This is a genomic window from Stenotrophomonas sp. Steno-Z2 (genome assembly GCF_056393235.1).
In genome coordinates, this window is the sequence record NZ_JBWJOY010000001.1 from 294,393 (window position 1) to 319,505 (window position 25,113).

Below are 25,113 nucleotides of genomic sequence, written 5' to 3' on the forward strand. Positions count from 1 at the left end.
CCGATGCGCCCGGCCCTGCTCGCACGCCTGCGCCATTCGCGCCGCACCTCGCTGCTGCTGTTCTCCGCCACCCTGGCCTCGCTGGTGGCGGCGGCGGTGTGGTTCATCAAGGAACGCTCGGCCCTGGCCGACGCCTACCAGCGGCTGGGCGACCGCAACCAGCTGCTGTCCGAAGCCAAGGTGCGCGAGCAGGAGACGCGGCTGCGCGTGGAGCACGCCAACTCCGCGCGCCAGCTGCTGGCCGGCGCCCAGGCCAACGGGCTGGTGCCCGGAGCCTGGGGCGAACGCCTGATCAACCTGCGCCAGAGCCAGATGAACCGCGAGGAGGCGCTGCCGCTGCTGGCCAGCGTGCAGCGCTCGCCCGACCACCTGTTCGGCGCCGAATCCTTCGAGATCGCCGTCACCCATCCGGACGAAGGGCTGTTCGACCCGCCGGGCAGCCTCGACCGCCGGCCCGCACCGCTGTCGCTGACCCTGCGCGGCAGCCTGCTGTTCCAGACCGCCAACGACGCCGGCAACCACGGGAATCCGCTGCCATGAGCCTGCTCCACGTCATCCAGCAACAGGGCCACTGGCTGCTGTTCGACGGCGCCACCGTCGCCCGCAGCGAGGGCCGCCCGCGCCTGGCCGGCGCGGCGGTGGTGGTCGGCGATTTCGAGAATGCGGTCAGCAACGTCATTTCGCTGGAAGGCAGCCCCGCGCACGCGGTGGCCCTGATCGAACGGCGGCTGCGTTCGGACGGCATGATCGACGGCGAAAGCAAGATCCTGATCCACCGCACGCGCAGCATCGGCGCCGGCTACCAGACCCTGTTCACCGCGGTTCCGCTGGACCTGTGGCAGCAGACCTATGCGTGGGCCGAGGCGCAGCCGGACCATTGCCTGCTGATTCCCTTCACCTCGCTGCTGTTCAAGGCGCTCAGGCCGGGCCTGGGGCTGGTGCTGCAGTCCGGCCGCCAGGTCAGCGTGCTGGCCGTGCTCAGGCACGACATGGTCTACCGCAGCGCGCTGGCCTACAGCGAGGATCCGGCCGACCTGGCGATGACCGTCGGCGCGCTCGCCGAGCAGTTCGCCGAGGACCTCGGCAACGGCGAGGACAGCCTGGAGCCGCTGGTCCTGCAATGGTGTCCGGTGCTGGTGCCGCGCCCGGCCGAGGGCCAGCCGTGGGGCGACGACGCCCTGCGCGAGGTCTTTTCCGCGCGCAGCGGCCTGAAGGTCGACAGCGTGCCGCTGCGCGTGGTGCGCGATGCGGACGGCAACGAGTACCGCAGCGGCATCGGCTGGATCCAGTCCCAGGCCGGCCCCGGCATCGCGGTCAACCCGGCGGCCAGCCGCCTGGCCTGGAGCGCCGAGTCGCTGCTGCCCATGGCCAGCGCCGCGTCGCTGGTATTCGCGCTGATCCTCGCCGCGCTCGGCGCCCGCTGGGCGTTGACCGGCAGCGAGGCCAATGCGCGTGCCGACCAGCTGGGCACGGAAATCGACGCCATCGAACAGCGGATCGCCACGATGCAGGCGCAGCAGGCCATGCCGGAAGGGTTCGCCCCCGTGCAGGCCTTCGTCGAACGCGCCGTGCGCCTGCAGGACGGCGCCGACCCCGGTGCCAGCCTGGCGCTGGTGCGCGATGCCGCCGCCGGGCAGGTGCGCATCCTGCGCGTGAAGCTGGAAGAACCGCCCGTCGCCGTCGCCCCCCCCGGCATGCCGGCCGCGCCGGCCCCGCCCGCGGGCGACTACACCCTGCGCGTGGACGGCGTGGCCGACGCCTGGCGCGGTACGCCGGGCATGCAGGTGCCGGCCTTCGTCGAGGGCCTGCGCCGGGCCGGGTTCGATCCGCAGCCGGTCGATCCGCAGGGCGGCGGCCTGAATACCCGTTCGGCCGGCGGCTTCTTCTCCTACCTGCTCAAGCGTCCGCCGGCTCCGGCGGCAGAGGTCCGCCCATGAAGATCAAGTTCATCGCCGCCATCGCGCTCGTGGTCTGGCTGGCGGTCACCGGCTGGCTGGCGACGATGGTCGTGGTCAAGCCGGCCGTGCTGCAGCTGGGCAACGACGCCGACGAAACCGCCGCCATGGTGGAACTGCGCGCGGCCATCGCGCGCAACCAGCAGATGCAGGCGCAGGTCGAGCGCCTGCGCCGCGGCGCGCCGGTCGGTGACGGCCAGCCGCTGCTGGCGCTGCCGCTGGCCACGCCGCCGGCCAGCGAGGTCGGCCCGTCGTCCACCCTCGCCGCCGGCGCGGAGAGCGACACCGCGCACAGCGTCTCGCTGGTGCTGATCGCCGATGGCCGCCGCAGCGCGGTCATCGACGGCCAGCGCGTCCAGCGCGGTTCGCGGCTGGCCAGCGGCGCGCGCGTGCTCGCCATCGGTCCGGACTGGGTGCGCATCCGCAACGCAGCCGGCGAACAGACCACCCTGCCGGTGCCGTCGCCATACACGACCGGAACGGGGGCAGGCCGATGAACCCCGCCTACCGCAAGCCGCTGCTGTGGGGCGTCGGCCTGGCCGCCGGCGGCGCGCTGGCGCTGCTGGCCGCGCGCCATTTCGGTGGCGATGCCGCTGCGCCGGCACCAGCGCCTGCCGAGGCGGCGGCCGCCAGCGCCGCACCCGTGGCGGCTCCGCCTTCACGCGAAGAGACACCGCCGTGGATGCAGGCCGAAGCCGTGGCTGGCGGCACCGCCGTGCAACGGGCCGCGGCCGCCACCGCGCCTGCCGCGTCGGCGACGGACATCGGCCGCTCGCTGGCCGACATCCGCCTGAAATCCGACCACAACGTGCGCATGGCCGACGACCTGCTGGCCCAGCTCGACCAGCTCGAAAAGTCCGGCAAGACGCCGCCGGACGTGCGCCTGGACGCGCTGCGCAACAACCTGCTGATCGCCAGGCGCGCGCAGTCGCTGGCGGTGGAATTGGCCGAGTCCACGCAGAAGCCGGACAGCCCCGCCCAGCGCCGGCGCAATGCCGACATCCTGGCCGAACTGCAGCAGCTGCAGGGCCAGCTGCGCTACGACGTGGCCCCCGCCGGCCTGCCCGCCGGCCCGGGACGGACGCAGTGACATGCGCCCACGCCACCGCCCCGCACGGCTCGGCCCCGGCACGCGCAGCGGCTTCTCGCTGGTGGAGCTGGCCGTGGTCGTGGGCGTGCTCGGTCTGCTGACCATGACCGCGCTGTCCGCCTTCGACAACCTCGGCCAGGCGCGCCGCCACAACGCCGCCCGCGCCCACGCCGAGACCGCGCGGCAGGCGCTGTACGCCTTCGCGCTGCGCAACAAGCGCCTGCCCTGCCCGGACCTGTCGGGCACCGGAGACACCGGTTTCGAGGGCGACAACGGCAGCTGCACCGCCAGCGCCAATGTCGGCTGGCTTCCCTACGCCAGCCTCGGGCTGGACGTGCCGGTGCGCGGCGAGCGCCTGCGCTATGGCGTGCATCGCGGCACGGCCACCACCGACCTGGTCGCGCCCGCGCGCGAATCGGCCGACCAGCCGGACCTGGAGTACACCGGCGGCTTTGGCGCGGCGCTGTCGCGCATGGCCGCCAGCACGCTCACCGCGCCGCTGGCCAGCCAGCCGCACTACGTCAGCGGCGGCACGCCCACGCAGTGCGGCAGCAGCGGCGCCGGCACGCGGCGGGTCAATCCCGCCTTCGTGCTGGTGGCCCCGGTCGGCGCGCGCGACGGCGGCAGCGGCGATGCCGGCTTCGACGGCAGCAACAACCGCGCCTTCGCCCAGGGCACCGGCACCTGCGTCACCCCGCCCGACTACCCCGGCGATGAGCGCTACGACGACCTCGTCGTCGCCGAAAGCGCCACCGCCCTGCTCGGCTGGCTGATGGCCATCACGCGCTGACCGCCGATGCCTTTCCTTCTGCCTTCCACCGCCTCCTTCCAAGGTACAGAACCGATGAATGCCAACGCCCGCACCGCCCGCGTCCCACGCCGCCCCACGGTCAGAACGCTCGTCAGCGCGGTCGGCGCGTTGGCGCTGACCGCGTGCAGCAACATGCCGCCGCGCAGCGTGCAGGAGCTGCCGCCGACCGAATACAAGGCGCTGGAGCGCAGCGGCACGGCCATCGTCGAGGAATCGAAGAAGCTCGCCAGCCAGCAGGACCGCATGCGCGAACAGGTCGAGCAGCGCCTGCAGCAGCGCGCCGAGACCACCGCGCCGGTGGCGCCGGCCTACGACCCGCTGGAAAACACCGTGGTCAGCATCAGCATGTTCAACGCCGACGTCGGCCAGCTGCTGTGGGCGCTGGCCGACGAGCTGAAGATGAACCTGATCGTGGACCCGCACGTGCTCGAGCAGCGCCAGCGCACCAGCCTGCACCTGCGCAACGTCAGCGCGCGCGAGGTCTACAACCACATCCTCGACGCCTTCGACCTGCACGGCGAGATCCGCGGCGGCGCGCTGGTGGTCGGGCAGATGCGCGAACGCATCTTCAACGTGGACCTGCTCAACGCCAGCACCTCCTTCGACCTTTCCACCGGCGGCGACGTGTTCGGCGCCGGCATCCAGAGCGCCGGCGGCGGCGGCCAGTCGCTGCGCGGCACCCTGACCATGAGCGGCAGCGTCGGCAAGGACAACGACCCGTACAAGCAGCTGGACGCCGCGCTCAAGGTGATCCTGGGCAGCGACGAACAGGCCGCCACCGCGCGCGGCCCGGACGATCCGCCGGCGCCGGAAAAGGGCCGTTACAGCCTGGACCCCGGCTCCGGCACGCTGTTCGTGCGCGCCCGCCCCTCGCAGATCCGCGCGGTGGAGGAACTGGTCGGCCACACCACCCGCAAGATGCGCCGCCAGGTGCTGGTGGAGGCGCAGATCCTGGACGTGTCGCTCAACGACAACTTCCAGTACGGCGTGGACTGGAACCTGCTGCGCAACCGCGTGGCCGGCATCTACGGCGACAGCCCGGCCACCATCGCGCCGATGCCGGGCACGCCGGCCAACCCCGACCTGGGCATCCCCGAGAACCCCAACCTGCTGCCCTACCAGCGCTATGGCCGCTACGGCGACCAGGCGCGCAACATCATCTTCCCCAACCAGACGCTGGGCTCGGTGGCCGGGCGCGGGCTGGGCATCAGCTACCTCACCGACACCTTCTCGGCCGCGCTCAACGCGCTGCGCACCTTCGGCAACGTCAAGGTGCTGTCCAACCCCAGCGTGCGCGTGCGCAACGGCAGCCCGGCCTACCTGAGCGTGGGTTCCAACATCCGCTACGTCACCAAGTCCACCAGCAACTTCTCCAACACCGGCGGCGGCAGCGCCTACAACCAGTCCACCGACATCCAGACCGACTCGCTGTTCTCCGGCGTGGTGATCGGCGTGGCGCCGATCGTGCACGACAACGGCGGCGTCGAACTGCTGGTCCACCCGATGCAGACCGAAGTGGTGCCGGGCAGCCTGGAACTGCAGAAGTTCCCCAACGGCAACGCCGTCACCCTGCCGGTGGTCAACGTCAAGGGCATCACCACCACGCTCAACCTGCACGACGGCGACACCGTGCTGCTCGGCGGCCTGATCGACCAGAAGGCCAACCTCAACGACAGCGGCATCCCCGGCCTGTCCGACGTGCCGGCCTTCGGCAAGCTGTTCGGCTCGCGCGCCAAGCAGCAGAGCACGCGCGAACTGGTGCTGGTGCTGCGGGTGAAGGTGATATGAGCCTGATCCACGACGCGCTGCGGGAACAGGACGGCCCGGCGCTGCCGGTCCGCCCCGCGCCGCGCGCGTCCTGGTGGGCGCGGCAGCCGGCGGCCGTGCGCGGCCCGGCGCTGTTCGCCGCGGCCGGCGTGGCCGGCTTCCTGCTCGCCGGCACGCTGCTGCTGGCCTTCGGCGGGCGCGGCGAAGCCGGACCGCCGGTGCCTGTCGCCGCCGTGGATGCTGTCGACGCGGTCCTGCCGGTAACCGCCAACATCGCAGCCGCCCCCGTGATCGCCACCGCCGCGGCCGCGCCACCGCCTCCGGCCAGCGCGCCGGCGACCGCGCGTGCGGAGGCCGTCGCCCCGCAGGCGGCAGAACATCCCGCCGCGCCGGCCATCGCCGCGCAGGCGCAACCTGCGCTGCCCGACGCCGGCGCAGACGCGCTGCCGCCGGCGGCGCCAGCGCCCACCCGCCCCGCCGCGACGCCGGTGCCGGCCACCGCCGTCGCCGCCAGCGATGGCGCCACCCCCGCGATCCGCATCCAGGTCGAACACCGCACCGGTACCGCGCCCGTCGATGCCGGCATGGACCACCGCGCGGTGGAACAGGCCGTGGCCGAGGTCGAGCGCGCGATGGCCGGCGGCGACCTGGCCACCGCGCGCCAGGCGCTGGCGCGGCTGGACAGCCTGCTGCCGCCGGAAAGCCTGACCCTGCTGCGCATGCAGGCCTGGATCGCCCATGCCGGCAACGACACCGCCCAGGCCGAAACGCTGTACCGCCGGATCGCCGAGCGCGTTCCCGAAGACGTCAACGCCGGCGTCAACATCGCCCTGCTCGACGCCCGCCGTGGCGATGCCGACGCCGCCCGCGAGCGGCTGGCGCGGCTGTCCGGGCGCTACCCGCGCTCACCGCAGGTCGCCCGCGCGCTGGCCGAACTGGACAGCGCCGCGCCATGAACCCGGCCCTCGCCCGCCACCTGCAGACACTGGGACTGGAACGCGCGCCGTTCCCGCCCACGCCCGATGCGGCGGCGTGGTTCCAGACCGCGCGGCTGGAGGCCGAGCGGGTGGAAGCGGCGCACTGCCTGCGCAGCCGCGCCGGCTTCGTGCTGCTGACCGGCGAGATCGGCACCGGCAAGAGCACCTTCCTGCGCCGGCTGCTGTTCTCGCTCGACGGCGAGGGCGTGGTCACCTCGATGGTGTTCAACACCTTCCTGCAGGGTCCGGACCTGCTGGCCGCGGTGCTGCGCGACTTCGGCCTGGAAGCACGCGGCACGCCGGCGGCCGACATCGAAACCCTCAACCGCTTCCTGGTCCAGCAATGGCGCGCGCAGGTCACCTGCGTGCTGATGATCGACGACGCGCAGAACCTGACCCTGGAAAGCCTGGAACTGCTGCGCCTGCTCACCAACCTGGAAACCGGCCAGGAGAAGCTGCTGCAGATCGTCCTGGCCGGGCAGCCGGAACTGCGCGCCAACCTGGAACAGCCCGGCATCCGCCAGCTGACCAGCCGCATCTGCAAGCACGTGCAGCTGGACGTGCTGGCCGCCGACGAGGTGCAGCGCTACGTGCACTACCGCCTCCAGGCCGCCGGCAACCCCAGCCCCGGCATCCGCCTGCGCGCCGACGCCGCGCAGGCCCTGCACCGCGCCAGCGGCGGCAACCCGCGCCGCATCCACCAGATCATGGACCGCTGCCTGTACGGCCTGTATGCCCTGCCGGCGCAGGCGCGGGTGATCGATCCGGCGCTGGTCCGCACCGCCGCCGCCGAAGCCGGCGCCCGCCCGCTGCCGCGCCGCGCCCGGCGCGCGCGCCTGCCGCTGGCGACCGCCGCCTCGCTGGCCGGCGCCGTGGCCGCGACCCTGCTGGTCCTGGCCCTGCGCGGCGCCGATACGCGCGCGGAAGATGCGCCGCCAGCGCTTCGCGCCATATCTGTTCCGGCCGCTGCCTCCGCCGGCCAAGACGACGCGGACTGGAACGCCTGCCTGCGCGGCCTGGGCGGGGCCGACGTGCAGGTACACACGGTCTCCGACGCCTGGCTGGCACGCCTGCCCACGCGCGAGGGCCTGTGCCTGCGCCGCCTTGCCGGCGGCTGGCAGGCGGGATGGCGCAGCGGCCTGCGCGCGGAGGATTTCCTCGCCGCGCAGCACCAGCGCGCGCGGCTGCAGGCGGTACAGGCGCTGCTGCACGCCGAAGGCCTCTACGACGGCGCGCTCGACGGCCTGTACGGCCCGCGGATGCGCAGCGCCATCGCGCGCTTCCAGCAACGCAGCGGCCTGCCGTCCAGCGGCGCGCCCGACCCGGCCACGCTGTTCCTGTTCGACACCCTGCTGGCGGCACGCGCCGCCGCCTCGCCCCTTTCTCCGGAAACGCAGCACCATGGCAACGGTTGATCCCCTTCCCGCCCGCTCCGCGCCCCCCTCCGCCGTGCAGAAGGACGGCCCGCGCCTGGGCGAACGCCTGCTCGAACGCGGCCTGATCGACGCCACCCAGCTGCAGTACGCCCTGCAGAAGAACGAAGTCGAGAAACAGCGCCTGGGCCGCATCCTGATCCGCCACGGCCTGGCCAACGAATCGGACATCGTGCGCGTGCTGGCCGAGATGAACGGCATCGAGTACGTGCAGGTGGACACGCTGGCGCATGCCGAGCCGCAGGTGCTGGCGATGTTCAACCGCGAGCTGTGCCAGCTGCGCCAGTTCCTGCCGCTGCGCCGCGCCGGCGACGCGCTGGAAGTGCTGCTCGGCGACGCCGACACCCAGGCGGTGGAGCAGCTGGTGCTGCAGCGCTGCGGCCTGCGCTGCCGCTTCCTGCAGGGCGAGTACGGCAAGGTCGCGCGGCTGATCCGCCACACCTACTACTTCGCGCAGAACCCGGTCGAAAGCCTGCTCGAGCGCGAGATCAAGCGCCTGTCGGCGGACAACGACCACGCCTACAGCCCCGAGAAGCTGCTGGACTACCTGCTGCACTACGCCGTGCGCGAGCGCACCACCGACATCCACCTGGCCCCGTCCGACGACAGCCTGCATGTGCTGTTCCGCGTCGACGGCGTGCTGCGGCCGATGTTCGCCATGCCCACCACGCTCAACCGCCTGCTCGGCTACATCAAGCTGGCCGCGGAGATGGACATCTCCGAGCAGCGCCGGCCGCAGGACGGCAGCTTCCGCGCCACGGTGCTGGATTCGGCGGTCACCGTGCGCGTGTCCACCCTCATCACCGACGCCGGCGAACGCACGGTCATGCGCCTGCTGCCCGAGCACAGCGACCTGGCCGGGCTGGAGGAGCTGGGCTTCTTCGCCGAGGACGTGGCCGTGCTCGAGCGCCTGTTCGCCCGTCCCGCCGGGCTGGTGCTGATCACCGGCCCCACCGGCTCGGGCAAGAGCTCGTCGCTGCACGCCGCGCTGCGCATGCAGTCGCTGATCGAGCGCAACGTGCTCACCGTGGAAGACCCCATCGAATACCGCGTGCCCGGCGCCGGCCAGACCGAGGTCAACCGCCGCGCCGGCTACGAGTTCGGCTCGGCGCTGCGCCACTTCCTGCGCCACGACCCGGACGTGATCCTGCTGGGCGAAATGCGCGACGCCGAGACCGCGCAGGCCGCGCTGGAAGCGGCGGCCACCGGCCACCTGGTGCTCTCGACCCTGCACGTAACCAGCGTGTTCGGCGTGGTGCCGCGCCTGCGCCCGCTGGGCCTGGAGGCGCAGGTCATCGCCGACAACCTGCTGGCCGTGGTCAACCAGCGCCTGGTCCGCCAGAACTGCCCGTTCTGCGCCCACGACGTGCCCTTCGGCGAACGCGAACTGGAATGGCTGGACCTGCCCGCAGGCAGCTGCGGCAAGCGCGGCGCCGGTTGCGAGCGCTGCCGCGGCAGCGGCTTCCTCGGCCGCCTGCCGGTGTACGACATCATGCTGGTGGACGAGGCGCTGGCCAACGGCATCGCCGACGACGTCGGCCGCGAGGCGCTGCGCAACCTGGCCATGAACGCCGGCTTCCGCGGCATCGAGGATGTCGCCAGGGCGCGCGTGGTCGCCGGCCAGACCACCAGCGAGGAAGTGATGCGCGTGGCCGGCGTGGGGCCGGCGCCATGAACGTCTATTACTACCGCCTGCTGCTCTCCAGCGGCCGCGTGCGCAGCGGCGTCACCCAGCTGTCGGTCGAGCACGACGCGTCGGCGCGGATGTGGCTGGAAAAGAACTTCGATGCGGTGGTGCTGAGCCTGTACCGCTTCCCCGGCTGGCTGGCCGAGGCGCAGCGCTCCATCACCCAGCTGGTCAAGCCCAGCATCCGCCCGGTCGAGCTGGCCGGCATGCTGCGCGACCTGGCGGTGATGACCTCCAGCGGCATCCCCATCATGGAAGCGCTGCGCGCGGTCGCCAACGAGGTGGGCAGCGGCCGCGCCTCCAACGCCGCGCGGTTGGCGCGCCGGCTGCTGGACGAACTCGATGCCGGCGCCTCGCTCAGCGACGCGGTGTCGCGCTACCCGGATTCGTTCCCGGAGACGGTGCGCAACCTGGTGATGATCGGCGACGAGACCGGCACCATGGACAGGATGCTGATGGAGTCGGCCGACCACATCGAACGCATCTCCAAGATGACCGCCGACACCCGCCAGGCGCTGATCTACCCGGCCTTCGTGTTCTCGGCGATCTTCGCCGCCGGCGGCTTCTGGATCTACTACGTCATCCCCAACCTCGCCGACCTCTTCAAGCAGATGAACGCCAAGCTGCCGCCGCTGACCATCGCGGTGATGAAGGGCTCCGAATGGCTGATCGGCCACATCGGTTTCATCATCGGCGCCATGCTGGTGTCGGCCTTCGTGCTGTGGGTGGCCTGGCGCTACAGCCGCGGCTTCCGCCGCGCCGCGCACTACACCCTGCACAAGCTGCCCATCGCCAGGACCATCATGTATTCCTCGGGCCTGGCCTTCTTCACCGAGTACATGGCGCTGCTGATCCGCGCCGGCGTGGACATGGTCAGCAGCCTGCAGGTGATGGAGCGGGCGATGCGCGACGAGTACTACCGCGACCGCATCATCGCCATCCGCCAGGTGCTCGAGCGCGGCGACCGCGTATCGGCGGCGATGCGCCAGGTCGGCGGCTTCCCCTCGATGATGGTGCGCATGATCGGCGTGGGCGAGGAAACCGGCACGCTCGACTCGCAGTTCGCGCGCCTGTCGGCCGAGTACAGCCTGCGCCTGCAGCGGCTGATCACCAACCTGTCCGAAGTCATCAAGCCGGTGGTGGTGCTGCTGGCCGGCGGCATGTTCGTGTTCCTGATCGTCGCCCTGCTGCTGCCCGTCTACGACCTGGTCAAGCAGGCCATCGCTTCCCCGCAGTTCTGAGGATCCCGCAATGCACCGTCCTTCCCGCCCCCGCGCGTCGGCCGCCGGCTTCACCCTGATGGAGATGTCGGTGGTGCTGGTGATCATCGCGCTGATCATCGGCGCGGTCAGCGTCGGCCGCGACGTCTACCGCAGCGCCGAGGCCGAGCGCATCGGCAGCGAGTTCGTGCAGGGCTGGATCGTCGCCTACGACCGCTACGTGCAGCAGAGCGGCGTGGTGCCGGGCGACAACCCGGCCAATCCCAGCGGCCGCATCAACGGCGAGCTCGACCGCAACGGCCGCGAGCTGTGCGACAGCCCCGGCGACTTCGCCCTGCGCAGGGCCATGCTCGAACGCGGCGTCGCCCTGCCGCAGGGGCGCGCCGAAGGCATGGAGTCGTTCTACGTCTACCGCGACAGCCAAGGCAATCCGCAGCAGCTGCAGGTGTGCTTCAGCACCGTCGTCGACTGGGCCGAGCCCAGGGCCGATGGCGGCTACCAGCCGCGCGTGCGCAACGTGATGGCGCTCAAGGGCATGACCCCGGAACTGGCCAACCAGCTCGACGCGCGCATCGACGGCCGCATCGACGCCTGCTTCGGCCGCCTGCGCGAGCAGGCGCCGGTCGCCAAGTACAGCGGCGCCAGCAGCCTGTGCACGGTCGCCATCGGCGCCGGCAACGCGCCGCAGCCGCGCCCGTGGAGCGAGGACGACACCCAGACCCGCAACGGCCGCGAGGACGGCCAGGTCAAGGTGATGACCGGCTATCTGCGGATGAACCAGTGACTGCCATGCCCACCCGCCCACGCTTCGCCACTGCGGCCCTCAGGACACCCGTCATGAACCAGCCCACGCATCGTCCCCGTCCCGCCACCGCGCATGCCGGCTTCGGCGTGCTGCAGGTCATGCTGATCCTGCTGCTGGTCGGCAGCGCGCTGGCCGCCGGCGCCCTGCTCTGGCAGTCCAAGCGCGCGCCCGCGCAGGCCGTCGCGCAGGAACAGGCATTGCGCTGGGCGGACGAGGCCATCGCCGCCTTCGCCGCCGCCAACGCGCGCCTGCCGTGCCCGGCCGACACCGCCAACGGCGAGGAGAACTGCGCTTCCGGCAACGCAAAGGGCTGGTTGCCGGCGCGCACCCTGCTCGGCGCCTCCGGCAACGGCATGCGGTTCGGCCCGGTGGCCTACATGGTCTACCGCGGCGACGCCGCCGCGCACCTGGACCTCACCGCCCCCGGCAATACCTACCAGCCGCCGCTGACCGACGGCAGCGCGCGCGAGATCATTTCCAGGGACGAGGACGGCAAGGAAACCGGCCGCCGCGCGTTCGTCGCCATCAACGGCCTGGACCTGTGCCGCACGCTGGAACTGGCGCAGGCGCTTCCGCACGATCCGGCCAGGGCCGGCACCGCCGGCGTGCCCTGGAACGTCGCCTACGGCATCGCCGCGGCCGGTCCGCAGTCCGGGCCGGCGCGCCTGGACGAGGCCAACAGCAACGCCGGCGCGCAGATGGCGGCGCCGTGGCAGGCATGGGACAGCGGCTACGACGACCGCGTGCGCGTGCGCACTTTCGACGGCGCCGGGCAGATGCTCGGCTGCCGCCTGCTCGGCGGCACCGCGCCGGCGTCGCTCGCGCGCGCCTACGCCACGCCGCTGGGCCTGCCCGCCGCGGCCGCGGCAACCGCCACGCCGTACAACGTCTCGCTGGCCGGCATCGACGTGCTGGCCGCCGCCGTCACCCTGCACGACGCGCTGGGCGAACTGCAGGCCAGCAACATCGACGCCACCGAATCGGCGGTGCAGGGCGCGGTCGCGGCGCAGATCTCGGTGATCTTCAAACTGGTGACCACCGCCGTCAGCCTGTCCGACAACATCACCACCCTGATTACGTCTTCGGTGTCGCTGGTCCGCGCCATCGTCACCTGCATCGCCTCGCTGGGCGCGACCTGCGCCGAGGTGCCGCTCAAGACCGCCGCGGTGGTGACCTCCATCGTCGGCCTGGGCACCAAGGGCGTGACGCTGGCGGCCAAGGCCGCCTCGCTGCCGCTGGTCACCGCCGCGCTGGCGGCCACGATCAAGGCGCGCGACATGGCCAGGAAATCCGTCATCCCGCCGGTCAGCAATCCCGACGAAGCCCGCCGACAGCTCGAGTGCACGCTCTGGGCACGCAACTGCGCCAACGACGAAGGCGCGGTCAAGACCGAATGCGACGATACGCGTCCGCCCGCGGACAGATGCCGCATCGTCTACCGGCGCGATGCCAACGGCAACCTCATTCCCAGGCTCGACGCCGACGGCAACCCGATGCACGACAGCAGCGGCAACCCGGTCTACGAGCCCGAATACGAGACCGGCGCGCCGCGCAAGGGGCTGGAGCAGGAAACCGGGGAGGCCAGGAAGAGCTGGGAAACCCTGCAGGTGCAGGTGGACGCCCTGGAAAGCTGGCGCCTGGCCCCATGGGGCGTGGGCGTGGCCGGCAACGGCGAGCTGACCGAGAACGGCCGCATCGTCGAGCGCATCGATGTCAACGAGACAAAAAGGAACATCTGCGGCGGCAACTGGAAGGACTGCCGCTACGGCAAGGCGGTGACCCGCGTGGAATGCCGGTACGTCGGGGCAAATTCGGGTCAATACGAACAACAGGCGGGCAACTGCCTCTTCGTCGGCACTGAAACCGTGCCGGACCCCGACGATCCCACCAAGACGATCACCCGCGACAAGGGCGACCGCGACCGCGTGGAAATCACCGACTACGTCTACAACCAGGACCAGGCCGTAGCCGACGCCATCGCCCTGCGCGGCCTCGCCCAGGACTGGTCCTCCTTGCGCATGCGCAAGGAGGAGCTGGACAAGGAAATCGCCCTGCGCGAGGACAACTTCAAGAGCTGGTTCAACGGCAGCGACGCCATCCTGTCCAAGATGAAGGCGCAGCGCGACGACAACCAGCATTGCGGCGCCAGCCCCGCCACCGACATGACCCGGCAGAAGTGCGAGAACGCCAAACTGACGGTGCTCTACATAGAAACCTGCCAGAAACCCGAACCGGTGCGCGTCTGCACCGCGGTCAGCCCCGGCACCGGCCGCTATCGGGACGCGGCCTGCACCGACCGCAGCGGCAGCGATGCCGACAAGAACTACGGCTGGGTCGAAACCCTGCAGCCGCCGCCCTATCCGCGCGATCCCACGCCCGATGCCGTCTGCAGGCCCAACATGCAGGACCGCATCAACGAACTGAAGGCCGAACGGGCCGGGCTGCAACAGGGCATGGACAATGCCAGCGATGCCTACGACCGGCGCATCAGCCGCAAAGAGGCGCCCTGGCTGACCTATCCCGCCGGCCCCGGCTACGACTGGTCCGAATGGGCCATCGAGATCACCCGCGACAAGGACGACAACCCGGTCAGCTATGCCTGGAAGCAGTCGCCGATCATCGAGACGTACACCTATTCCTGCAAGAAGCAGGAGAACCACCCCATCTGGGTGCCGGGCGACGCCAATGCCTCGCCGCCGACCACCGGTTACTGGAAGGACAACTGGGTGGAGGTGGACGGCACCTGCACGGCCGACCGCCGCCTGCCCTTCTACGCGCCCGAGCCCTACACCAGCGGCCGTTCGCCGCTGCTGATCACCCGCCCGGCCAGTGGCACGCCGTTCGGGTCGCTGCAGTTGTACGAGCTGCTGCCCGAACGCGTCTGCGCGTACTTCAGCAGCCGGCAATGGAATGGCAGCCACTGGTGGTGGCCAGGCACCATCCTGTGGGGCAATACCTACGAGGTGGGCCTGTACTGCCAGCGTTATCCCTACAGCCGCGCCTTCGAGGACTGGAAGCGCGCCAAACTCGGCGCCAGCAATGCCAAAAAACATTACGAGGACCTCAAGGCCCAGTACGAAAAGCTGAAGCAGGAATACGAGGACATGCGCAGCGGCAGCGCCGGTGGCGGCGATGAAGTCCCCATGGCATTCGGCGCGGAGCCGGCGCTGGAATGGGCCGATTCGCGGGGCTCGGCCGGCCCGCAGCCGCTGGTGCAGCCATGAGGTGCCCGTCTCCGCGTGTGCGCCCGGCCGGCTTCACCCTGGTGGAACTGGCCGTGGCCCTGGCCATCGCCGCGCTGTTGACCGTGCTGCTGTTCACCCTGCTGCCGCTGGGCAACAAGGTGCTCGACGCCGAGCGCCAGCAGCAGGAACTGGCGCAGGCCGAACAGGCGCTGCTGGGCTACATGCGCAGCATGGGCCAGCTGCCTTCGGCCGACGGCGATGGCAACGGCCGCGGCACCGGCGCCGCCGAGGGCTGGCTGCCGGTGGCCGACCTCGGGCTGCCGGCACGCATGCGCATCCATTACCAGGTGCAACCGCGCCTGGCGCAGGCGCCCGCCAATGCGTTCGACCCGCTGCTGCCCGAAGGTGACCCGCTGGCGGTCACCGGCAGCCGCAACGGCCTGGATCTGTGCATGCAGCTGCTGCTGGAGCAACGCAGCGCCGCGCCGCTGGCCGGGCTGGGCATGCCCGTGGCCTATTACCTGGGCCATTCCGGCATGGCCGGACATGGCCGCGCCGAGGCCGACGCGCAATGGAAGCCGGCGGCGCAGGCCATGCCCGGCACGCCCGCCGACACCGGCCTGGCCACCGTCGCCGCCGGCCCGGGCGAACTGGCCAGCCGCCTGGCCTGCACCGACCGCCTGGCGCGCACCCAGGGCAGCGCGCAGGCCGCGCAGTCGGCCTGGAGCGCGCTGGAACTGACCCGCTTCAACTTCGAGTTCCGCGAGTTCGACATCCACATCGCCGAAACCACCCGCGACCAGGCCGGCGTCGGCCTGGCGCTGGCGGTCTACGCCATGGCCGAGGCCATCACCAACGAGGCCATCGCCATCACCCTGCTGGCCTCGGGCTGGCCGCCGGACGGGCTGACCCTTTCCGCGGGCGCCAAGCAGCTGGCCAAGTCGGTGGTGTCCATCGTCAAGGCGGCCAAGAGCCTGGCCAGCGCGGTCGAGACCTTCAAGGAAGCCGAGGACGGCGTCGAGGACGCCAGGACCCGGCGCGACCAGGTCAGGAATTTCATGAACCGGGTCGACACGCTCTACCAGGACGCCCGCGACACCACCCTCACCCTGGACCGCGCAGGACTGAACCCATGACGCCCGTTTCCGCCCGCATCGCCCGCGCGCGCCAGCGCGGTTTCTCGCTGATCGAACTGACCGTGGCCCTGGTCATCCTCGGCCTCATCGGCATCCTGCTGGCACGCTGGTTGAGCGACACCGCGCACGAGCGCAGCCAGGTGGCGCAGCGCGACCTGCTGCAGCGCGCCGACGACGCGGTGATGGGCTACGCCACCATCCACGCGCGCCTGCCCTGCCCGGCCAGCCCGCTCAGCGACGGGCGCGAGGACTGCGCCCAGGGCGAAGTGGGCACGTTGCCCTGGCGCACGCTGAGCCTGCCCGACCAACGCGCCGGCAACATCCGCTACGGCGTCCTGCGCCGCAGCGGCGACAGCGCGCCATTGGCCGGCTGGAGCACGGCCAGCCAGCGCGTGGCCAACGTCGCCACCGCGCTGCCCGCCGACCTGGCCCACATCGGCGACCAGGCCGTTCCGCTGCAGGTGACCATCAACGCGCCCCGCTTCGTCCCCTTCAGCAGGATCGAGCCGTGGGACAACTGCAGCGTGGTGGACTGCGCGAACCTGCCGCACAGCGGCCAGAACAGCCTGAACAGCATGGATTTCTGCGATGCGATCCGCAACGCGGCGATGCTGCCGGCCAGCGCCCGGCACGTGCATACGCGCCGCGACCTGGACCCCGCGCAGATCGCCGGCAACGTCGCCTATGCGCTGGCCATCGTCAATCCGCTCGCGCCCGCGCACGACGCCAGCTCGCCGGTCTTCCAGTCCCCGCGCCGCCCCGGCGGCGGCGCCGACGGCTACCAGGACAAGGTGCTGGCGGTGGGCATCGACCAGTTGTGGAGCCGCCTGCGCTGCGGCGAACACTACGCCCCGGCGCTCTACGCGCACGCCAACGTGGCCATGGCCGCGCGCCTGACCACGCCGGCCATGGCCAACCACGAAACGCAGCTGGACATCATGGTCGAGCTGGGCGTGGCCGAGGCCATGAACGCCTCGGTGGCGCTGATCGACGCCACCGCCGACCTGATCAACACCACCTCCGAAACCCTGGACACCATCGCCGAGATGTTCGAGACCTATGGCGGCTGGAACTGGCGCGTGGCGGTGGCCGGCGGCAGCATCGGCACCGCCGTCGGCAGCACCATCGCCGCCGGCGCGGCGCTGGCGGCGGCGGGCACCTACGCCGCGACCTCCAGGCAGTACCGCGACCAGTTCGCCGCCCGCTTCCCCGCCGAAGCCAGGCGCCTGGAGGACCAGATCGTCAGCAACGCGCGCCGCGCGGACATGCTCGGCGGCTTCCCCGATGCCAGCGTGCGCAGCGCCGCGCGGAATCTCCAGTACACCGGCCCCTGAGCGGATGATGCGCCGGCCATCGAGCGGAAACCGGATCGACGCCGGTAGCACGCCACCTGCCACCTCGCGCATCCCGCGCTCCCTCGGGCAAGTCCCCGGCGCAACGACGCGCGGCGAACGCCCGGAACGAAGAAGCCGCCATCGGCCCGCGATGGCGGCTTCAGCGTGCGTGGACGATCGGCACGGCCGGCCGGGTACACCGGCGCGCCATGCGCCGGCAGGAGCCCGACGGCCGGGTTTCAGGCGCGCAGCGCCCGGCCCTGCGCCGCCACGTGCAGCGGACGCGTGCGGCCATAGCCGCGCAGCGGCGCGGCGTGTGCGTGCCGCTGCGCGATCTCCATGGCCAGGGTGCGCGTCGCCATCTGCGGCTCCACCGCCAGTTCCTGCTCCAGCCCGCGCTCCAGCACCCGGTAGCAGTCCAGCGCCAGGTCCGGCTCGCCGCGGCGCGCGTACAGGCGCATGAGGCTGCGCTGCTGCGCTTCGTCCCAGGGATCGAGCATCACCTGGCGGCGCGCCAGGTTCACCGCCACGTCCAGGCTGCCATCGGCGGCGGCCGCCTCGCGCGCCCGCTCCAGCGCCTTGAGCAGGCGCTGCATCGTCCAGGTCCGGGCCCCCGGCAGCCACTCGTTGAATTCGTCGCACTGCTCCAGCACCACGCCCTCGAGCAGTTCGCCGGCATCCTCCAGCCATGCCTGCGGCCGCATCGCGGCAACCGGCGTGCCCGGCTCCAGCAGGTCGATGTCGAACAGGCCCTGCGAGGCATGCGGGCACAGGCGCACGGTCTCGCGGTCGATCAGCAGCACGCCCTCGCCCGCCGCCGCGACGATGGCGCGGTTCAGGTCGGCCAGCACCTGGCGCAGGTTGGTCAGCGCGGCCGCATGCGGCAGGTCGGGCCACAGCATCGCCGCGATCCGGCTGCGGCGGTGGACGCGCGGGCGTTCGATCGCCAGGTACGCCAGCAGCGCCCAGCCCTTGCGGTAAAGCAGCCGCCCGGCGCTGCCGATGCGGCAGTCCCCGAGCAGGCGGATCAGCGGCGGTGCATCGCCGGGCCACGCGCTCATGGCCTCGCCCCCGCGGCGAAGTCGGACGGTCTGCACAGGCTTCCATTCCCCATATGGCAGGCGAGAAAACGGTTCATGTGGATCCCCGGTGTTCGAATCGGCGGCCCGCTGTTTTCGCGGGCCTTATCCACCAAACCGCGAAAAGCGCCCGGTTCCTATCACTGGCTTGCAATTTCTTTCCTGCCGCCGCACCCGCCGCTCGCCGGACCGGCAGGCAGGGCCCGGAATCCGCGCACGCAGGCCGCCTGCGGCACCACGCCGCAGCGCCGCCGAAGCACTTTCAACGGCAACCATGCCGCAGCGGCAACCGTTTCCGGCGATCGTGGCCCGGCGCGTGTCGGCGGGCGGCCACCGCGCTTGACAACGCCGAAAGCGCCGTGGTTATCTCGACCGCATGCTGCAACGCCACACCACCGCCCACCCGACCCGCACCCCGGCCTGCGCCGCGGCGTCGCTGCTCGTACTCGTGCTTATTACCGAACCCACAGGTGCGGGACGAGCTGGCGCGTAGCAGAAAAAAGCCAGATTCGATCAAAGACCCCGCACCGGCCCCGGTGCGGGGTTTTTCGTTTCCAGCATCCATTTCAACTGAAACCATGTTCGCCACCGATACCGCCACGCACAAACACACCGCCCGCGATGCCATGCGCACCGCCGCGGCGTGCATGGCGCTCCTTCCTCCCCCGGCGGCCGCCGCGTCCTGACGCGACGGCCGTTTTCTTTTCCGCTCCCTCATCACCGCAAGGAATCCAGTCCCATGAGCTCCAACGAACTGCCCCAGATCAAGATCGCCGTCATCGGTTACGGCAGCCAGGGCCGCGCCCATGCGCTCAACCTGCGCGAGTCCGGCTTCGAGGTGACCGTCGGCCTGCGTGCCGGCGGCCCGACCGAAGCCAAGGCGCAGGCCGACGGCTTCGTGGTCAAGGCGCCGGCCGAGGCGGTCAAGGACGCCGACCTGGTCGCCGTGCTGACCCCGGACATGGTGCAGAAGAAGCTCTACGAGGACGTGCTGGCGCCGAACATGAAACAGGGCGCCTGCCTGCTGTTCGCCCACGGCCTGAACGTGCACTACGGCATGATCGCCCCGCGCGATGACCTGGACGTGGTGCTGGTCGCGCCCAAGGGCCCGGGCGCGCTGGTGCGCCGCGAATATGAAATCGGCCGCGGCGTGCCGTGCATCTGGGCGGTCTACCAGGACAGGAGCGGCAAAGCCGAACAGTTCGCGCTGGCCTACGCCGCCGGCCTGGGCGGCGCCCGCGCCAACCTGATCCGCACCACCTTCAAGGAAGAAACCGAGACCGACCTGTTCGGCGAGCAGGCGGTGCTGTGCGGCGGCGCCTCGGCGCTGGTGCAGGCCGGCTTCGAGACCCTGGTGGAAGCCGGCTACCAGCCGGAGATCGCCTACTACGAAGTGCTGCACGAGCTGAAGCTGATCGTGGACCTGTTCTACGAAGGCGGTATCACCCGCATGCTCGAGTTCGTCTCCGAGACCGCGCAGTACGGCGACTACGTCAGCGGCCCGCGGGTGATCGACGCCGGCACCAAGGCGCGCATGAAGGACGTGCTGACCGATATCCAGAACGGCACCTTCACCAAGAACTGGGTGGCCGAGTACGAAGCCGGCCTGCCGAACTACAAGCGGTTCAAGCAGGCCGACCTGGAGCACCCGATCGAGAAGGTCGGCAAGGAACTGCGCGCCAAGATGGTCTGGCTGCAGGCGCAGAGCGCGTAACCCGCGGTCCCCCACCCGCAAAGGCAAAGGTCGCTGCATGAACACTCCCACCCACGGCGCGCCACGCAACGGCGCACGCTGGTTGACGCAGGCCCTGGAGGCCGAAGGCGTGCAGACGCTGTTCGGCTACCCGGGCGGCACCATCATGCCGTTCTACGACGCATTGGTGGATTCCACCCTCAAGCACATCCTGGTGCGCCACGAGCAGGGCGCGGCGCTGGCCGCCAACGGTTACGCCCGCGCCAGCGGCAAGGTCGGCGTATGCGTGGCCACTTCCGGCCCCGGCGCGTCCAACCTGGTCACCGGCATCGCCGATGCGATGCTCGACTCGGTGCCGATGGTGTGCCTGACCGGACAGGTCGGCACGCCGCTGCTGGGCACCGATGCCTTCCAGGAGCTGGACGTGTTCGGCATGACCCTGCCCATCGTCAAGCACAGCTGGCTGGTGCGCCGCGTCGACGACCTGCCGCAGGTGGTGGCCGAGGCGTTCCGCGTCGCCCGCGAGGGCCGCCCCGGGCCGGTGCTGATCGACCTGCCCAAGGACGTGCAGCTGGCCGACGCCTCGCACCTGCCCGACCACGTGCCGGCCTCGGTCGACCCGCTGCCGGCGCCGGACGCGCAGCGCCTGGCCGCGGCGGTGGAGATGATCGCCGCCGCCGAGAAGCCGGTGATCTACGGCGGCGGCGGCATCGCCCTGGCCGGCGCGGTGGAGGAGTTCCGCCGCTTCGTCGAAGCCTCCGGCATTCCCACCGTGCTGACCCTGCGCGGGCTGGGCGCGCTGCCGGCCAACCATCCGCAGTACCTGGGCATGCTGGGTATGCACGGCACCCGCGCCGCCAACATGGCGGTGCAGGAATCGGACCTGCTGATCGTGGTCGGCGCGCGCTTCGACGACCGCGCCACCGGCAAGCTGGCCGAGTTCGCGCCGTTCGCGCGCGTCATCCACCTCGATGGCGACGCCTACGAGATCGACAAGCTGCGCGGCGCCGACATCGGCGTGCCCGGCGACCTCAGGGCCGGCCTGCGCGCGCTGTCCGGGCTGCGCGGCAACTGCAATGCCTGGCGCGCGCGCTGCGCCGCCAACCGCGAGAAGTTCGCCGCGCGCTACGACGCGCCCGGCCAGGACATCTACGCGCCGGCGCTGCTCAAGCGGCTGAGCGAGATCGCGCCGCCGGACACCGTCATCGCCTGCGACGTCGGCCAGCACCAGATGTGGGTGGCCCAGCACTGCCGCTTCAACCACCCGCGCAACCACCTGACCTCCGGCGCGCTGGGCACCATGGGCTTCGGCCTGCCGGCGGCGATGGGCGCGCAGTTCGCCTGCCCGGACCGCACCGTGGTGCTGGTCTCCGGCGACGGCAGTTTCATGATGAACGTGCAGGAGCTGGCCACCATCGCCCGCTGCCGCCTGCCGGTGAAGATCGTGCTGCTGGACAACGCCTCGCTGGGCATGGTCCGCCAGTGGCAGGAGCTGTTCTTCGCCGAGCGCTACAGCGAGATCGACCTGTCCGACAACCCGGATTTCGCCGCGCTGGCGCAGGTGTTCGGCATCCCGGCCACGCGCATCACCCAGCGCGCCGACGTCGAGGACGCGCTGGCCGCGCTGCTCGACACCCCCGGCCCGGCGCTGCTGCACGTGGCCATCGACGCACGCGCCAACGTGTGGCCGCTGGTGCCGCCGAACAACGCCAACAGCACCATGCTGGACGGCAACCCCGCCCATGCCCGGGCCACTCAGGAGAGTTCCAATGCAATACCGGCTTGACCTGGTGCTGACGCCCGCCGAAGGCGCGCTGCTGCGCGTGCTGGGCATGGTCGAACGCCGGGGCTTCTCCCCCCGCAACATCGCCGGCAGCCGCCAGGCCGCCGACGCCGGCCGCTGGCACGTGCAGCTGGAAGTCAGCGGCGAGCGCCCGCCGGAAACCCTGTGCCGGCAGCTGGAGAAGGTCTACGACTGCGAGTCGGTGCGGATCGTGCCGCTGGACCCGGCCGGGGTAGCGGCATGAACCCGGACGTAGCCGTAACGCCGCTGTTCCCTTCTCCCATCGGGAGAAGGTGGCGCGCAGCGCCGGATGAGGGGCAAACGGAGTCAGTGCGTCTGAACCATACGTACTCCATCCCCCCTCACCCCAACCCCTCTCCCGCAGGGAGAGGGGCTTCCACCTCCCTGCTGCGGAGGCGTCTTCTTCAACGCCACACGACGCCCCTCCATTCCCTATTCCCCGTTCCCTATTCCCGGCCGCTCCATGCCTGACCGCGGCCGCGCCACCGCAGAAGCCGACAGCGCCGGCGACGTAACCGTCAGCGTCGCCGACGTATTGGCCGCGCAGGCGCGCCTGCGCCGCTTCCTGCCGCCCACCCCGCTGCACTACGCCGAGCGCTTCGGCACCTGGCTCAAGCTCGAGAACCTGCAGCGCACCGGCTCCTACAAGGTACGCGGCGCGCTGAACGCGATGCTGGCCGCGCTGGAGCGCGGCGACGAACGCCCGGTCATCTGCGCCTCGGCCGGCAACCACGCCCAGGGCGTGGCCTGGGCCGCCTTCCGCCTGGGCGTGCAGGCCATCACGGTGATGCCGCACGGCGCGCCGGCCACCAAGATCGCCGGCGTGCAGCACTGGGGCGCCACCGTGCGCCAGCACGGCAACGGCTACGACGAGGCCTACGCCTTCGCCCGCGAACTGGCCGAGCAGAACGGCTACCGCTTCCTGTCCGCGTTCGACGACCCGGACGTGATCGCCGGCCAGGGCACGCTGGGCATCGAGATCGCCCCGCACGCGCCGGACGTGGTGATCGTGCCGATCGGCGGCGGTGGCCTGGCCTCGGGCGTGGCGCTGGCGCTGAAATCGCAGGGCGTGCGCATCGTCGGCGCGCAGGTCGAAGGCGTGGACTCGATGGCGCGCGCGATCAAGGGCGACGTGCGCGAGATCGCGCCGGTGGCCACGCTGGCCGACGGCGTCAAGGTCAAGATCCCCGGCTTCCTCACCCGCCGCCTGTGCGCCAGCCTGCTCGACGACGTGGTCATCGTGCGCGAGGCCGAACTGCGCGAAACCCTGGTGCGGCTGGCGCTGGAAGAACACGTCATCGCCGAGGGCGCCGGCGCGCTGGCGCTGGCCGCCGGCCGCCGCGTGGCCGGCAAGCGCAAGTGCGCGGTGGTCTCTGGCGGCAACATCGACGCCACCGTGCTGTCCACGCTGCTGTCCGAAGTGCGCCCCAGCCCGCCGCGCAAGCCGCGACGGCGCAACGCCGAACGACTTAGAAGCCGCGTCGCCCCCAACGCGCCGCGGCCCACCCGAAACGAACACCCCAACATCATCGCACCCGCTGTCGAGGAGACCCTCTGGTGACTACTCCAACCATCAACACCCCCCGAATTACCATCTTCGACACGACCCTGCGCGATGGCGAACAGTCACCGGGCTGCAGCATGACCCCACCGCAGAAGCTGGTGATGGCGCGCGCCCTGGCCGAGCTGGGCATGGACGTGATCGAAACCGGTTTCCCGGCAAGTTCCCAATCCGACCGCGAGGCCATGGCGCTGATCGGCCGCGAGGTCCGCGAGCCGGTGCTGGCGGTGCTGTCGCGCTGCCTGGCCGCCGACATCGAGACCTCGGTCAAGGCGCTGGAAGCAGCGGCGCGCCCGCGCCTGCACCTGTTCCTGTCCACCAGCCCGCTGCACCGCGAGCACAAGCTGCGCATGAGCAAGGAGCAGGTGCTGGAATCGGTGCACAAGCACGTGACGATGGCGCGCGGTTACGTCGACGACGTCGAGTTCTCGGCCGAGGACGCCACCCGCACCGAGCTGGAGTTCCTGACCGAGGTGGCGCAGGTGGCCATCGCCGCCGGCGCGCGCACCATCAACCTGCCCGATACCGTCGGCTTCACCACGCCGGACGAGATCCGCGCGATGTTCAAGCACGTCATCGGCAACGCCGCCGGCGCCGACAAGGTCGTCTTCAGTGCGCACTGCCACAACGACCTCGGCCTGGCCGTGGCCAACTCGCTGGCCGCCATCGAGGGCGGCGCGCGCCAGGTGGAAGGGTCCATCAACGGCATCGGCGAGCGCGCCGGCAACTGCGCGCTGGAAGAGATCGCCATGGTGCTGAAGGTGCGCAACGCCTTCTACAACTTCGACACGGGCTTCGACACCCGCCGCATCGTGCCGACCTCGCAGCTGCTGCAGCGCCTGGTGGGCATGCCGGTCCAGCGCAACAAGGCCATCGTCGGCGCCAACGCCTTCGCGCACGAATCGGGCATCCACCAGCACGGCATGCTGCGCAACCGCAACACCTACGAAATCATGCGCCCGGAAGACGTGGGCTGGGAGTCCTCGCAGATGGTGCTGGGCCGCCACAGCGGCCGCGCCGCGGTCGAGGCGCGCCTGCGCGCGCTGGGCTACTGGCTGGAGGAAGAAGAGCTGAAGCTGGTGTTCGACCAGTTCAAGGCGCTGTGCGAGCAGCAGCGCGTGGTCACCGACGCCGACCTGCAGACCCTGATGCAGGGCAACTCCGGCGGCGACGGCTACCGCCTGGCATCGATGACCATCAGCGACGTCGGCAGCCGCGCCAACGCGCTGGTCGAACTGTCCGACCCGGACGGCAACCGCGTGGCCGAGACCGCGCAGGGCGACGGCCCGGTGGACGCGCTGTTCTCGGCGCTGTCGGCCGCCACCGGCGTGCAGCTGACCCTGGACAGCTACCACGTGCACAGCGTCGGCATCGGCGCCGACGCGCGCGGCGAGGCCAACCTGGGCGTGCGCCACGAGGGCAACATCTACGAGGGCACCGGCACCAGCCGTGACATCATCGAGGCCAGCGCGCTGGCCTGGCTGGACGTCACCAACCGCCTGCTGCGCCAGCGCGAAGGCAGCAAGACCCAGGAAGCCGTCAGCGCCTGAGCGCGACGGCCCCACCAGGCAACGGA

The 25,113-nt window shown here is 71.3% G+C and carries 21 protein-coding genes; 20 read left to right on the forward strand and 1 reads right to left on the reverse strand.

What is annotated here, in order from left to right; all coding sequences use genetic code 11:
- The first annotated feature begins 3 nt into the window (after positions 1-3).
- The 14 genes from AC06FP_RS01275 to AC06FP_RS01340 are packed head-to-tail and all read left to right on the forward strand — an operon-like array spanning position 4 to position 17,400.
- Positions 4-540, forward strand: coding sequence for a hypothetical protein (locus tag AC06FP_RS01275; protein WP_456116986.1), 537 nt, complete (start codon positions 4-6; stop codon positions 538-540).
- A complete protein-coding gene (locus AC06FP_RS01280) occupies positions 537-1,937 on the forward strand; it encodes a hypothetical protein (protein WP_478074187.1) in 1,401 nt (466 codons plus the stop codon). Before AC06FP_RS01275 ends, AC06FP_RS01280 begins: the two co-directional genes overlap by 4 nt.
- Complete coding sequence (locus AC06FP_RS01285) at positions 1,934-2,452, forward strand: hypothetical protein (RefSeq protein ID WP_478074188.1); 519 nt, start codon at positions 1,934-1,936, stop codon at positions 2,450-2,452. Before AC06FP_RS01280 ends, AC06FP_RS01285 begins: the two co-directional genes overlap by 4 nt.
- Positions 2,449-3,045, forward strand: coding sequence for a hypothetical protein (locus AC06FP_RS01290; RefSeq protein ID WP_478074189.1), 597 nt, complete (start codon positions 2,449-2,451; stop codon positions 3,043-3,045). Before AC06FP_RS01285 ends, AC06FP_RS01290 begins: the two co-directional genes overlap by 4 nt.
- A gap of 1 nt (position 3,046) precedes the next feature.
- The gene (locus tag AC06FP_RS01295) at positions 3,047-3,835 is read left to right on the forward strand and encodes a type II secretion system protein (protein WP_478074190.1); all 789 of its coding nucleotides are present in this window, start codon (positions 3,047-3,049) and stop codon (positions 3,833-3,835) included.
- Positions 3,836-3,889: 54 nt separating this feature from the next.
- Entirely contained in the window at positions 3,890-5,644 is a 1,755-nt protein-coding gene (gene mshL / locus AC06FP_RS01300; protein ID WP_478074191.1) for a pilus (MSHA type) biogenesis protein MshL, read from the forward strand.
- Positions 5,641-6,579, forward strand: coding sequence for a tetratricopeptide repeat protein (locus AC06FP_RS01305; protein WP_478074192.1), 939 nt, complete (start codon positions 5,641-5,643; stop codon positions 6,577-6,579). Before mshL ends, AC06FP_RS01305 begins: the two co-directional genes overlap by 4 nt.
- Positions 6,576-8,015, forward strand: coding sequence for an AAA family ATPase (locus AC06FP_RS01310; RefSeq protein ID WP_478074193.1), 1,440 nt, complete (start codon positions 6,576-6,578; stop codon positions 8,013-8,015). The genes AC06FP_RS01305 and AC06FP_RS01310 overlap by 4 nt, the downstream gene beginning before the upstream one ends.
- Entirely contained in the window at positions 8,002-9,708 is a 1,707-nt protein-coding gene (locus AC06FP_RS01315) for a GspE/PulE family protein (RefSeq protein ID WP_478074194.1), read from the forward strand. The genes AC06FP_RS01310 and AC06FP_RS01315 overlap by 14 nt, the downstream gene beginning before the upstream one ends.
- Positions 9,705-10,961: a type II secretion system F family protein gene (locus AC06FP_RS01320; RefSeq protein ID WP_456116995.1), complete on the forward strand. Its 1,257-nt coding sequence runs from the start codon at positions 9,705-9,707 to the stop codon at positions 10,959-10,961. The genes AC06FP_RS01315 and AC06FP_RS01320 overlap by 4 nt, the downstream gene beginning before the upstream one ends.
- A 10-nt stretch (positions 10,962-10,971) precedes the next feature.
- Positions 10,972-11,724: a type II secretion system protein gene (locus AC06FP_RS01325; protein ID WP_478074195.1), complete on the forward strand. Its 753-nt coding sequence runs from the start codon at positions 10,972-10,974 to the stop codon at positions 11,722-11,724.
- Positions 11,725-11,777: 53 nt separating this feature from the next.
- On the forward strand, positions 11,778-14,969 hold the full coding sequence (locus tag AC06FP_RS01330; RefSeq protein WP_478074196.1) for a hypothetical protein: 3,192 nt from the start codon (positions 11,778-11,780) through the stop codon (positions 14,967-14,969).
- On the forward strand, positions 14,966-16,066 hold the full coding sequence (locus tag AC06FP_RS01335) for a prepilin-type N-terminal cleavage/methylation domain-containing protein (RefSeq protein ID WP_478074197.1): 1,101 nt from the start codon (positions 14,966-14,968) through the stop codon (positions 16,064-16,066). The genes AC06FP_RS01330 and AC06FP_RS01335 overlap by 4 nt, the downstream gene beginning before the upstream one ends.
- Entirely contained in the window at positions 16,063-17,400 is a 1,338-nt protein-coding gene (locus tag AC06FP_RS01340) for a type II secretion system protein (RefSeq protein WP_478074198.1), read from the forward strand. Before AC06FP_RS01335 ends, AC06FP_RS01340 begins: the two co-directional genes overlap by 4 nt.
- A 239-nt stretch (positions 17,401-17,639) precedes the next feature.
- Here AC06FP_RS01340 and AC06FP_RS01345 read toward each other — a convergent pair whose 3' ends face one another.
- Entirely contained in the window at positions 17,640-18,461 is an 822-nt protein-coding gene (locus tag AC06FP_RS01345) for an AfsR/SARP family transcriptional regulator (RefSeq protein ID WP_478074199.1), read from the reverse strand.
- A 488-nt stretch (positions 18,462-18,949) separates the two neighbouring features.
- Here AC06FP_RS01345 and AC06FP_RS01350 point away from each other — a divergent pair, with 488 nt between their 5' ends.
- The 6 genes from AC06FP_RS01350 (at position 18,950) to AC06FP_RS01375 (ending at position 25,087) form a co-directional block, all read left to right on the forward strand.
- Complete coding sequence (locus AC06FP_RS01350; protein WP_478074200.1) at positions 18,950-19,165, forward strand: hypothetical protein; 216 nt, start codon at positions 18,950-18,952, stop codon at positions 19,163-19,165.
- Between the two features lie 53 nt (positions 19,166-19,218).
- Positions 19,219-20,193 carry a ketol-acid reductoisomerase gene (gene ilvC, locus AC06FP_RS01355; protein ID WP_456117002.1) on the forward strand — a complete coding sequence of 325 codons (975 nt, stop codon included), beginning with the start codon at positions 19,219-19,221 and terminating at the stop codon, positions 20,191-20,193.
- 37 nt (positions 20,194-20,230) lie between these two features.
- Complete coding sequence (ilvG, locus tag AC06FP_RS01360; RefSeq protein ID WP_478074201.1) at positions 20,231-21,958, forward strand: acetolactate synthase 2 catalytic subunit; 1,728 nt, start codon at positions 20,231-20,233, stop codon at positions 21,956-21,958.
- A complete protein-coding gene (locus tag AC06FP_RS01365) occupies positions 21,942-22,199 on the forward strand; it encodes an ACT domain-containing protein (protein ID WP_478074202.1) in 258 nt (85 codons plus the stop codon). Before ilvG ends, AC06FP_RS01365 begins: the two co-directional genes overlap by 17 nt.
- A 240-nt stretch (positions 22,200-22,439) precedes the next feature.
- Entirely contained in the window at positions 22,440-23,537 is a 1,098-nt protein-coding gene (locus AC06FP_RS01370; RefSeq protein WP_478074203.1) for a threonine dehydratase, read from the forward strand.
- Positions 23,534-25,087: a 2-isopropylmalate synthase gene (locus AC06FP_RS01375; RefSeq protein ID WP_478074204.1), complete on the forward strand. Its 1,554-nt coding sequence runs from the start codon at positions 23,534-23,536 to the stop codon at positions 25,085-25,087. The genes AC06FP_RS01370 and AC06FP_RS01375 overlap by 4 nt, the downstream gene beginning before the upstream one ends.
- Positions 25,088-25,113 lie beyond the last annotated feature (26 nt).